The sequence below is a fragment of the Streptomyces sp. NPDC059567 genome, from assembly GCF_042735655.1.
Lineage (GTDB): Bacteria > Actinomycetota > Actinomycetes > Streptomycetales > Streptomycetaceae > Streptomyces.
Genome location: NZ_JBHWBS010000152.1, coordinates 1 through 10,749, shown reverse-complemented (window position 1 = coordinate 10,749; position 10,749 = coordinate 1). Strand labels below are relative to the sequence as shown.

Sequence of the window (10,749 nt, the reverse complement as noted above, 5' to 3'; positions counted from 1 at the left end):
CCCACCCAGAAGTTTTTTTTTTGGTGTTTTTCGTCTGGGTCAGACACCGGGGGGTTGTGAGCGATCTATCCAACTCGCCCCCCCCGGGCGCCGGGGGGGGGGGGGGCAGGGGGCCGGTCGACCACTTCAGCGAGCCGGATGGGCTCAGACCGCGGCCGGGTCCTCCTCGACGAGGAGGTTGCGGGTGCGGTTGGAGTCCAGCGGGATGCCGGGGCCCATCGTCGTCGTCAGGGTCGCCTTCTTGATGTAGCGGCCCTTGGCGGCGGACGGCTTCAGACGGAGGATCTCCTCCAGAGCCGCGGCGTAGTTCTCGACCAGCTTCGTCTCGTCGAAGGAGACCTTGCCGATGATGAAGTGCAGGTTCGAGTGCTTGTCGACGCGGAACTCGATCTTGCCGCCCTTGATGTCGTTGACAGCCTTCGCGACATCGGGGGTGACGGTGCCGGTCTTCGGGTTCGGCATGAGACCACGCGGGCCGAGGACGCGGCCGAGGCGGCCGACCTTGCCCATGAGGTCCGGGGTGGCCACAACGGCGTCGAACTCGTTCAGGCGCTGGCCCTTGGAGATCTCGTCGATGAGCTCGTCGGAGCCGACGATGTCGGCGCCCGCGGCGATCGCGGCCTCGGCACGGTCACCGGTCGCGAAGACCAGGACCCGGGCGGTCTTACCGGTGCCGTGCGGGAGGTTCACGGTGCCACGGACCATCTGGTCGGCCTTGCGCGGGTCGACGCCCAGGCGGAAGGCGACCTCGACGGTGCCGTCGAACTTGGTGGCGGCGGTGTCCTTGGCCAGACGGACGGCCTCGAGGGGGGCGTAGTTGCGCTCCCGGTCGATCTTGGCGTCCGCGGCGCGGAGTGCCTTGCTGCGCTTCACTGCTTCTCCTGTTGGTTCAGGTGTGTGGAGTCGTGGTGCGGGCCGGCGCTGGCCCTACCACTGAGGTCACAAGGGGGCTGATCAGCCCTCGACCGTGATGCCCATGGAACGGGCGGTGCCGGCGATGATCTTCGACGCGGCGTCGAGGTCGTTGGCGTTCAGGTCGGGGAGCTTGACCGTGGCGATCTCGCGGACCTGGGCGGCCGTGAGCTTGGCGACCTTGGTCTTGTGCGGCTCGCCGGAGCCCTTGTCCACACCCGCGGCCTTGAGGATCAGCTTGGCGGCCGGCGGAGTCTTGGTGATGAAGGTGAAGGAACGGTCTTCGTAGACCGTGATCTCCACCGGCACGACCATGCCACGCTGCGACTCGGTCGCGGCGTTGTAGGCCTTGCAGAACTCCATGATGTTGACGCCGTGCTGGCCCAGCGCGGGACCGACCGGCGGGGCCGGGTTGGCCGCACCAGCGTTGATCTGGAGCTTGATAAGCCCCGTGACCTTCTTCTTCTTGGGAGGCATTGCTCTCTCCGGGTCCTAGTGAGAGTGTTCAGCCCGCCATCCGGTCATCCGGATGGAGGCATACCGCACCACGATAACGGGTATAGACGTGCGGCTAAAAACCGAGCAGGTCAGAGCGGCTGTGAGAGCCACTCTGACCTGGTCGGAAACCTGTGAGGGTCAGTTCTTCTGGATCTGGTCGAAGCTGAGCTCGACCGGGGTCTCGCGACCGAAGATCTCGACGAGGCCCTTGACCTTCTTGGAGTCGGCGTTGATCTCGTTGATCGTCGCCTGGAGGGTGGCGAAGGGGCCGTCGGTGACGGTGACCGAGTCGCCGACCTCGAAGTCCAGGACCTGGACCTCGACCTTGCGGGCCGGAGCCGGCTTGCCCTCGGCCTCGGCGGCCTCGCGGGCGGCCTTCTCCTCGGCCTCCGGGGCGAGCATCTTGACGATCTCGTCCAGGGTCAGCGGGTACGGGTCGTAGGCGTTGCCCACGAAGCCGGTGACGCCGGGGGTGTTGCGGACGACGCCCCAGGACTCGTTCGTCAGATCCATGCGGACGAGAACGTAACCGGGCAGCTTGTTCTGCCGGACGTTCTTGCGCTCGCCGTTCTTGATCTGGACGATCTCTTCCTCGGGGACCTCGGCCTGGTAGATGAACTCCTCGACGTTCAGCGAGACGGCACGCTGCTCGAGGTTGGCCTTCACGCGCTTCTCGTAGCCCGCGTAGGTGTGGATCACGTACCACTCGCCGGGCAGGCCGCGGAGCTCGTCACGCAGGGCCTGGATCGGGTCGACCGGAGCGGCGGGCTCCTCGTCGGCCTCTTCGACCTCGGCCTCGACGTCGGTGTCCTCGCCGGACTCGTCAGCGTCTTCGTCGGATTCGTCGGACTCGACGTCGGTGTCGTCCTCGACGTCCTCGTCGGAGTCGTCCACGATGGTCAGGGCGGCCTCTTCGGCAGCCTCGCCCGCAGCGGCGTCAGCAGCCTCAGCCTGGTCCTCGTCGGCCGCCTCGAGGATGTCGAGCTCGTCCTCGGAAACGGACTCGTTCAGGTTCGGGTCAGACACGGTGGCTGCTTCTTCCTGGATACAGATGGGGTGGAACAAGAAGTCAGCCGAAGACGTACTTGACTGCTTCCTGGAAGCCATAGTCAATCACGGTCACAAGGCCGATCATGATGACAACGAAGACAATCACTACCGTGGTGTACGTCGTCAGCTGGCTGCGAGTGGGCCAGACGACCTTGCGAAGCTCCGCGACGATCTGGCGGTAGAAGAGCGCGAGACGGCCGAGAGGGCCCTTCTTTCCGCGCTTGCCGCCCTTGCGGGCCTTCTTCTTCGAGTCCGGAGCCTCGTCCTCGGCATCAGGCATGTCGATGGAGCCCACGGCGTCCGTCACGCTTCTCACCTGATCCCGGGTCATGGCAGTGCCGTGCCGGGTGGATCCGCACGGCGGTGCATCGAAGTACGTACATGCGCACACATCCTGGCGGTGTGTGTAGCAGGGCCGGAGGGACTTGAACCCCCAACCGCCGGTTTTGGAGACCGGTGCTCTACCAATTGAGCTACGACCCTTTGTGGCTTCCCCAACCTACCGCATCGTGAGATGTGGTCGGTGAGGGCCAACGAGCAGTGAGTGTACGTGTTCATGGGCGCCGCGTCGAACAGAAAGCACGTGGGAGCCCTCGTGGACGCGCGTACGACCAGGAATGACCGTTCCTGTCCGCTCCCTGAAACCTGTGTGCCGGGCGGGAAGGCGGTCTGGGAGCATGGGCCGCATGAGCGCTGCTACCCCTCCGACCGAGCGCCGGGTCTCCGCCCGCGTCGGTGCGATCTCCGAGTCCGCGACCCTCGCCGTCGACGCCAAGGCCAAGGCCCTCAAGGCCGCCGGGCGCCCGGTGATCGGTTTCGGCGCGGGTGAGCCCGACTTCCCGACCCCGGACTACATCGTCGACGCCGCCGTCGAGGCGTGCAAGAACCCGAAGTACCACCGCTACACGCCGGCCGGTGGTCTGCCCGAGCTGAAGGCCGCGATCGCCGCCAAGACGCTGCGCGACTCCGGCTACGAGGTCGACGCCTCCCAGGTCCTGGTGACCAACGGCGGCAAGCAGGCCATCTACGAGGCGTTCGCCGCGATCCTCGACCCGGGCGACGAGGTCATCGTCCCGGCCCCGTACTGGACGACGTACCCCGAGTCGATCCGGCTCGCGGGCGGTGTCCCGGTCGAGGTCGTCGCCGACGAGACCACCGGCTACCGCGTCTCGGTGGAGCAGCTGGAGGCCGCGCGTACGGAGAAGACCAAGGTCGTCCTCTTCGTCTCCCCGTCGAACCCGACCGGCGCCGTCTACAGCGAGGCCGAGACCGAGGCGATCGGCCGCTGGGCCGTCGAGCACGGTCTGTGGGTCCTCACGGACGAGATCTACGAGCACCTGGTCTACGGCAGCGCCTCCGCCGTCTCCCTGCCGTCGGTCATGCCGGAGCTGCGCGACAAGTGCATCGTCGTCAACGGTGTCGCGAAGACGTACGCGATGACCGGCTGGCGCGTCGGGTGGATCATCGGCCCGAAGGACGTGGTGAAGGCCGCGACCAACCTGCAGTCGCATGCCACGTCCAACGTGAGCAACGTGGCGCAGGTGGCCGCGCTCGCCGCCGTCTCGGGCAACCTGGACGCCGTCGCGGAGATGGGCCGGGCCTTCGACCGCCGCCGCCAGACGATCGTGCGGATGCTCAACGAGATCGAGGGCGTGCTGTGCCCGACCCCGGAGGGCGCGTTCTACGTGTACCCGTCGGTGAAGGCGCTGCTCGGCAAGGAGATCCGCGGCAAGCGCCCGCAGAGCTCGGTCGAGCTGGCGGCCCTGATCCTGGACGAGGCCGAGGTCGCGGTCGTTCCCGGCGAGGCCTTCGGCACCCCGGGCTACCTGCGGCTCTCGTACGCGCTGGGTGACGAGGACCTGGTGGAGGGCGTCTCCCGGATCCAGAAGCTCCTGGCGGAGGCCCGCGACTGAGCCCCTGCCGCGGACGTAGGCGGGCCCCTGGTTCCCCGGAACCGGGGGCCCGCTTTTACGTTCTAGCAAGGTCCCGATCGGGGAAAGGGGCTGTATTCGTCCATTCGGGTGCGGCAAGATCAGTCGATGGAGCACGTTTCCGAGCACGCTTTCCGCGACATCAACCTGCTGCCCAAGGCGCATCTGCACCTGCACTTCACCGGTTCGATGCGGCCCACGACCCTCCTGGAACTGGCCGACAAGTACGGCGTCCATCTACCGGAGGCGCTCAAGCGCGGCACACCGCCCAAGCTGCGGGCGACCGACGAGCGCGGCTGGTTCCGGTTCCAGCGCCTGTACGACATCGCCCGGTCCTGCCTGCGGGAGCCCGAGGACATCCAGCGGCTGGTCCGTGAGGCGGCCCAGGAGGACGTGCGGGACGGCTCGGGGTGGCTGGAGATCCAGGTCGACCCGACCTCGTACGCCCCGCTGCTCGGCGGTCTGATCCCGGCCATGGAGGTCATCCTGGACGCGGTGGACGCGGCCGCGCGCGACACCGGGCTCGGGATGCGGGTCCTGGTGGCCGCGAACCGGATGAAGCATCCCCTGGAGGCGCGCACCTTGGCGCGGCTGGCCGTGCGGTACGCGGACCGGGGCGTGGTCGGGTTCGGGCTCTCCAACGACGAGCGCAGGGGCATGGCTCGCGACTTCGACCGCGCCTTCGCGATCGCCCGTGAGGGCGGCCTGCTGGCGGCCCCGCACGGCGGGGAGCTGACGGGCCCGTCGTCCGTACGGGACTGCCTGGACGACCTCCGGGCGGCGCGGGTGGGCCACGGGGTGCGGGCGGCGGAGGACCCGCGGGTGCTGCGCAAGCTCGCCGAGAGGGGCGTGACCTGCGAGGTCTGCCCGGCGTCCAATGTGGCGCTCGGGGTCTACGAGAAGCACGAGGACGTGCCGCTGCGCACGCTCTTCGAGGCCGGGGTCCCGATGGCGCTGGGCGCGGACGACCCGCTGCTCTTCGGGTCGCGCCTCGCCGCTCAGTACGAGATCGCCCGCCGCCACCACGGCTTCACGGACGCGGAGCTGGCCGAACTGGCCCGCCAGTCGATCCGCGGCTCGGCGGCCCCGGAGGACGTCAGCCGGAAGCTGCTGTCCGGCATCGACGCCTGGCTGGCCGCCCCGGCGGCGTGAAGCGGTGCAGGGGCGGGTGGGCCTGGAAGCCGATGTCGAGCTCGGCGCGGTCCCACCGGCCGTCGGCGCTCGGCTCCAGGAGCGGGGTGAGCGAGCCGGTCAGGGCGTCGTGCCCCTGGCGGGCGCGCTTGTCCAGCGGGCCGAAGCCGGCCGCGACCTCGAAGGTGGTGGCGGCGGCGGAGAAGACGTCGCGACCGCCGAAGAGGAAGAGCGTGCGGGCGTGGACGGCGGGGCGCAGCCATTCGCTCGCCCGCCAGTGACGCCGTTCCCATTCCGTCTGCCAGTCGGCCGCGTGCGCGGCGGTGCGGGCCTCGTTCGTGCGGATGGTCAGTGGGGTGCCGCCCGTGCGGAGCCGGGCGCGCAGCTGCGGCCACGCGGAGGGGCGCAGGCCGGGTGTGCCGTGGGCGAGGACGAGATCGACGGGCGTTCCCGGGGCGAAGGTCCTGGGGAGGCTCTCGCGCAGCGGCACGTGGACGATCGTGTGCCGGGAGAAGGCGGCGAAGGAGAAGAGCGCGGCGAGCCGGGAGAGCCCGTCGTGGTCGCCGAGGAGGTAGCCCCAGTGTTCGCCGAGCGGATCGTTGAGCGTGGTGTGCCGGAGCGGGTGCCAGGGCTGGACGATCCGGTACGCCTGCGGCCCCATGCGGGGCCTGAATTCGCGGCACTTGAGACGCATCCGGTCAGCGTGTCCGGGGCTCGGGGGTGGCCGCAACGCTATTTCCGTACGGCGATCCCGGCCACCAGCGTGCGGGCGATCGACGTCGCGAACGTGTCGAGGTCCTGCGGCGGCTCCTTGCCGACCTTCGCGTCGTAGGCGAAGGCCCGCTGGGAGCACGCGCCGAGCAGCAGGGACGCCGCCGCGAACGTGTCGGCGCCGGCGTCGACGCGGCCCGCGGCCTGTTCGGCGCGCAGATAGGCGTCGAGGCTCTCCAAGGGGCGGTGCGGACCGGCGTCGAGCCGCCGCATCGACGCGTCGTGGCGCGCCTTGAGCCGGGTCTCGGCGTAGAGGGAAGCCGCGATCGGGAAGCTCTCGGCGTAGAAGAGCGCGGCCTGGCGGGCGATCTCGGTGAGGTTCTCCTCCACCGTGCGCCGCCCCGGCTCGGCGGCCAGCGATTCGAGCAGCGGTGCCAGCTTGGGGAGGCGCTCGCTCAGGACCGCGACGAAGAGTTCTTCCTTGCCCGCGAAGTACTTGTAGAGCGCCGCCTCCGAGCAGCCGGCGCCGCGCGCGATCTCCTTGGTGGTCGTACGGGCGAGGCCCACGGTGGTCCACAGCTCGTGTGCCGCGTCGAGGATCCGTTCCCGCGTGGGCTTCTGCTCCATGGCTGCTCCAACTGGCTTGACGCAAGGGTGAGTACGCACTCACTCTAGGGGTGAGTGAACACTTACCCACCCCAAGGAGGGTGCACCATGAAGCTCACGGTCTTCGGTGCGACCGGTGGCATCGGCCAGGAGATCGTCCGCCAGGGACTGGCCTCGGGCCACGAGGTCACGGCGGTGGTACGGGACCCGGCACGGTTCACGGTCACCGGCGAACGCCTCACGGTCCACCGGGCGGACCTCACCGACCCCGACACCCTGAACGCGGCCGTCACGAGCAAGGACGCGGTGCTGTCCGGGCTCGGAGCGCGCCGTCGCGCGGACGCGGGTGTCGCCGCGAAGCTGACCCGCTCGGTCCTCGCCGCCATGGACGCGGAGGGCGTCCGGCGCCTGCTGGTGGTCAGCGCCGCCCCGCTCGGCCCCACCCCGGACGGACAGACCGTCCTCGACAAGACGGTGCTCGCGATCGTCAACTCCGTCCTGAAGGACGTCTACGACGACCTGCGCGTGATGGAGCGCGACCTGGCGGCGAGCGCCACGGACTGGACGTCCGTACGCCCGCCCAAGCTGACGGACAAGCCGCTCACCGGCCGCTACCGCTCGGTCGTCGGCGGCAACCCGCCCCGGGGCCGCTCCCTCGCCCGCGCCGACGTCGCCCACGCCATGCTGGCGATGATCGACGACCCCGCGACGGTGAGGCAGGGCGTGGGGGTCGCCTACTGACCGGCGTCCGGGCAGTCGTCGCCCCGCGCCTCCACCGGCCGGTACGTGGTCGTCCGCGGGCTGTCGCCCTCCGGGCCCGGCCACGGGCCCGGAAACTCCAGGACGGCGGTCCGCTCCGAGGTCAGGGTCATGAAGGTCGCCAGGGGAAGGTCGTTCACCCAGTCGATGATCGTCTCCGTCCGCCCCTGGCCGTCGGCCCGCCACAGCCGCCCCCCGAAGACCGCGTAGCGCATCCCGCACTCCTTGCCCATGTCGTACGGGTAGCGGACGCCCCGGACCGGCCGGTCCGGGCCGAGCGTGGCGGCCGGAGCGTCCCCGTACCGCCGCTCGGGCTCCTGACCGAGGCACTCCGGCGCGGGCCCGGTCAGCGGGCGGAAGCGGAGCGTCGGCAGGGCGGTGGGCGTGTCCGTCTCGAAGGCGGCCGTGTCCGGCTCCGAGCGGGAGTGGTAGCCGTCCGTCCAGCTCATGTAGCCGCGCATCCGGTCCGCCGCCCACCTCACCGTGACGGACGATCCGCCGTCGGCCCGCTCCCAGACCCGCCCGCCGAAGACGGCGTACCGCAGATCGCAGACGGCGGACAGGTCGTAGCGGTAGCGGACGTCCTCCACCGGCGCGCGTGGGCCGGTGTCCAGCGGATCGCCGGGGCCGGAGGGAGGCTGGGGCCGGTACTTCCCCTCGTACGGATACGCGGGCGTGGCCGGCCCGGTGGTCGGACCCGAGGGCAGGGCCGGCGGCGACGGCTCCGTCCAGCGAACGCCCAGGACCGAGCCACCGGCGACCACCACCGTGGCGGCGCCCGCCGCGAGCGAGCGCCGTACCTGCCGGATCCGCCGCCCCCGCCCCACGACGGCGGCGACGGGTGCCGGTCCCGCGTCACCCTCGGCGGCCAGGTCGCGCAGCCCGCTGCTCAGGGATTCCTCGGAGAGGGAGCCCTGGGAGAGCCGATCCTCGGAGACGGCGTTCTCGGCGTCGTCCATCACGCGCCCCTTCCCGCGTATCCGGCGAGCGCGCCCCCGGCGCGCAGCCGTTCCAGGGCCCTGTTGGTCCGGCTCTTGACCGTCCCGGGCGAGCAGCCGAGCAGCTCGGCCGTCTGTTCCACGGACAGGTCCTCGTAGAAGCGGAGCACCACCACCGCGCGCTGCGCGCGGGGCAGGGCGGCGAGCGCACGGGCCAGTTCGAGGCGCGCGTCGGCGCCACCGGCCATGTCGTGGGTGTCGGGCGCGCTGTCGCCGCCGGGGCGCACGACCTCGGTGTGCCAGCGGCGGCGGCGCCAGGTCGCGTAGAGATTGACGACGACCTTGCGGGCGTACGCCTGGGGCGAGTCCCAGCGGGCCGAGCCGCCCCAGCGCAGATAGACCCTGACCAGGGCGGCCTGGACGAGGTCCTCGGCCGCGTGCGGGTCGCCGGTCAGCAGCCGGGCGGTGCGCAGCAGCGACGCGTACGCGGACTCCGCGAACTCCGCGAAATCCGGTGGGCCCGTCCCCTCCACCGTTCCCCCTCGACGAGCGTGCGGCCCCCGCTTCCCGGGAGCCTGTCACCCACTCGACAACCTGGGGAACCCGGAGGGTTCCACGGAATGCTCAGATGCTGACGCCGACCGTCACCGGCTCGTTGACGAGCGTGATCCCGAAGACGTCCCGTACCCCTGCGACGACCTCGCGGGCGAGCGCGAGGAGGTCCTCGGTGGTGGCCTCGCCGCGGTTGGTGAGGGCGAGGGTGTGCTTGGTGGAGATACGGGCGGGGCCGGAGCCGTAGCCCTTGGTGAAGCCGGCCTTGTCGATCAGCCAGGCGGCCGAGGTCTTGACCGCGCCGTCGTCCCCGGCGGGGAAGGCCGGCGGGGTCACGTCGGCACCGAGCCGCACGGTCACCCGGGCGAGGAAGGTCTCGTACTCCCCCGCGGTCAGGATCGGGTTGGTGAAGAAGGAGCCGGCCGACCAGGTGTCGTGGTCGTCGGCGTCCAGGACCATGCCCTTCCCGGCCCGCAGCCTCAGGACGGTCTCCCGGGCCTGCGCGAGCGGGACGCGGTCACCGGCCTCGACGCCGAGGGCGCGGGCGGTCTCGGCGTACTTGATCGGCGCGGAGAGCCCCGCCGCGTCCTCCAGCTCGAAGCGGACGCGCAGCACGACGTAGCGGTCCGGATCGCCCTTGAAGCGGCTGTGGCGGTACGAGAAGGCGCACTCGGCGTTGGTGAGGGTGACCGTCTCGTCGGCCCGGCGGTCGTAGGCGACGACCTCGGTGATGGTGGCGGAGACCTCCTGGCCGTACGCGCCGACGTTCTGGATCGGGGTCGCGCCCGCGGATCCGGGGATCCCGGCCAGGCACTCGATCCCGGCGAGCCCGGCCTCGACGGTGCGCGCCACGGCGTCCGTCCAGACCTCGCCCGCGGCCAGCTCCAGCTTGGTGCCGTCGAGGGCGAAGCCCTTGGTCGCGATCCGCAGGGCGGTGCCGTCGAAGCCCTTGTCTCCGATGACCAGGTTGGATCCGCCGCCGATGACCAGCAGCGGGGTGCCGGTGGCGTCCGCCTCGCGGACGGCGGCGATCACCTCGTCGTCGGTCGTGGCCGTGACGAGCCGGGCCGCGGGACCGCCGAGCCGGAAGGTGGTCAGGGGGGCGAGGGGGGCGTCGTGGAGTTCCTGCACGCGCTCAAGAGTACGGGCTCATCACGCACGCAAAGGGGGCCGGCCGCCCGCCCCGACCCCACCGGCCCCGGAGGCCTGACCCCGGCGTGACGCCGCCGGGGCCGGCCGGCCCCGCCCGCCCCGACCCCGCCGGGCGACTGCGCAACCCGGGCTCCGGGGAGACCGGGCGCCGCCCCCGCGGAAAGCCCGGACGCCGACGCCGGGGAGGCCGGACAGCGACCTCCGGAAGGCTGGGCGCCGACGCAGGGGGGCCGGACAGCGACCACCGGGAGGCCCGGACGCCGATCCCCGGTAGGCCGAAGCCCGACCCGCGGAAGCCCGACGCCGGGGAAGCCCGACGCCGGGGAAGCCCGAAGCCGGCCCCGCGGAAAGCCCGGACGCCGCCGGGTCTCCCCGGCGTCGTCGGGCTTCACGGTCCGGCTTCACGGTCCGGCGCCGTCGCGTCGGGGTCAGCCGTCCGCCGGACGGGGGGGGGGGGGCGGCGGGGGCGGCCCCCCCCCGGGAGAGCGCCAGCGGCGGGCGGGGCGGCG

The 10,749-nt window shown here is 71.3% G+C and carries 12 protein-coding genes and 1 tRNA gene; 3 read left to right on the top strand and 10 right to left on the bottom strand.

The window, feature by feature from the left end:
- Window positions 1-144: 144 nt before the first annotated feature.
- The 5 genes from rplA to ACFVZW_RS35495 all read right to left on the bottom strand — a co-directional run bounded on the left by rplA (window position 145) and on the right by ACFVZW_RS35495 (window position 2,943).
- Complete coding sequence (gene rplA, locus ACFVZW_RS35515; RefSeq protein ID WP_361445285.1) at window positions 145-873, bottom strand: 50S ribosomal protein L1; 729 nt, start codon at window positions 871-873, stop codon at window positions 145-147.
- Window positions 874-954: 81 nt separating this feature from the next.
- Window positions 955-1,389: a 50S ribosomal protein L11 gene (rplK, locus tag ACFVZW_RS35510; protein ID WP_030318720.1), complete on the bottom strand. Its 435-nt coding sequence runs from the start codon at window positions 1,387-1,389 to the stop codon at window positions 955-957.
- A gap of 159 nt (window positions 1,390-1,548) precedes the next feature.
- Complete coding sequence (nusG, locus tag ACFVZW_RS35505; protein ID WP_384530501.1) at window positions 1,549-2,436, bottom strand: transcription termination/antitermination protein NusG; 888 nt, start codon at window positions 2,434-2,436, stop codon at window positions 1,549-1,551.
- 43 nt (window positions 2,437-2,479) lie between these two features.
- Window positions 2,480-2,767, bottom strand: coding sequence for a preprotein translocase subunit SecE (gene secE, locus ACFVZW_RS35500; protein ID WP_137993978.1), 288 nt, complete (start codon window positions 2,765-2,767; stop codon window positions 2,480-2,482).
- 103 nt (window positions 2,768-2,870) lie between these two features.
- Window positions 2,871-2,943 (bottom strand) — tRNA-Trp (locus tag ACFVZW_RS35495).
- Window positions 2,944-3,146: 203 nt separating this feature from the next.
- Between ACFVZW_RS35495 and ACFVZW_RS35490 the strand changes: the two genes are divergently transcribed.
- Together ACFVZW_RS35490 and ACFVZW_RS35485 are read left to right on the top strand one after the other, a co-directional pair.
- Window positions 3,147-4,373, top strand: a complete 1,227-nt coding sequence (locus tag ACFVZW_RS35490; RefSeq protein WP_384530497.1) for a pyridoxal phosphate-dependent aminotransferase — start codon at window positions 3,147-3,149, stop codon at window positions 4,371-4,373.
- 126 nt (window positions 4,374-4,499) lie between these two features.
- Window positions 4,500-5,543 (top strand): adenosine deaminase, encoded by a 1,044-nt coding sequence (locus ACFVZW_RS35485; protein ID WP_384530494.1) that lies wholly within the window; start codon window positions 4,500-4,502, stop codon window positions 5,541-5,543.
- Here ACFVZW_RS35485 and ACFVZW_RS35480 read toward each other — a convergent pair.
- Together ACFVZW_RS35480 and ACFVZW_RS35475 are read right to left on the bottom strand one after the other, a co-directional pair.
- Window positions 5,488-6,216, bottom strand: a complete 729-nt coding sequence (locus ACFVZW_RS35480) for a hypothetical protein (protein WP_384530491.1) — start codon at window positions 6,214-6,216, stop codon at window positions 5,488-5,490. The genes ACFVZW_RS35485 and ACFVZW_RS35480 overlap by 56 nt on opposite strands.
- Before the next feature lie 38 nt (window positions 6,217-6,254).
- Complete coding sequence (locus ACFVZW_RS35475; protein ID WP_384530488.1) at window positions 6,255-6,860, bottom strand: TetR/AcrR family transcriptional regulator; 606 nt, start codon at window positions 6,858-6,860, stop codon at window positions 6,255-6,257.
- Between the two features lie 87 nt (window positions 6,861-6,947).
- Here ACFVZW_RS35475 and ACFVZW_RS35470 point away from each other — a divergent pair, with 87 nt between their 5' ends.
- On the top strand, window positions 6,948-7,580 hold the full coding sequence (locus tag ACFVZW_RS35470; RefSeq protein WP_384530487.1) for an NAD(P)-dependent oxidoreductase: 633 nt from the start codon (window positions 6,948-6,950) through the stop codon (window positions 7,578-7,580).
- Here the strand turns inward: ACFVZW_RS35470 and ACFVZW_RS35465 are convergent.
- From ACFVZW_RS35465 to ACFVZW_RS35455, 3 genes are all read right to left on the bottom strand, one after another.
- Window positions 7,574-8,557: a hypothetical protein gene (locus ACFVZW_RS35465; protein WP_384530484.1), complete on the bottom strand. Its 984-nt coding sequence runs from the start codon at window positions 8,555-8,557 to the stop codon at window positions 7,574-7,576. The genes ACFVZW_RS35470 and ACFVZW_RS35465 overlap by 7 nt on opposite strands.
- Entirely contained in the window at window positions 8,557-9,069 is a 513-nt protein-coding gene (locus ACFVZW_RS35460) for a SigE family RNA polymerase sigma factor (protein ID WP_384530481.1), read from the bottom strand. The genes ACFVZW_RS35465 and ACFVZW_RS35460 overlap by 1 nt, the downstream gene beginning before the upstream one ends.
- A gap of 91 nt (window positions 9,070-9,160) precedes the next feature.
- Window positions 9,161-10,219 (bottom strand): UDP-N-acetylmuramate dehydrogenase, encoded by a 1,059-nt coding sequence (locus tag ACFVZW_RS35455; RefSeq protein WP_384530478.1) that lies wholly within the window; start codon window positions 10,217-10,219, stop codon window positions 9,161-9,163.
- Window positions 10,220-10,749 lie beyond the last annotated feature (530 nt).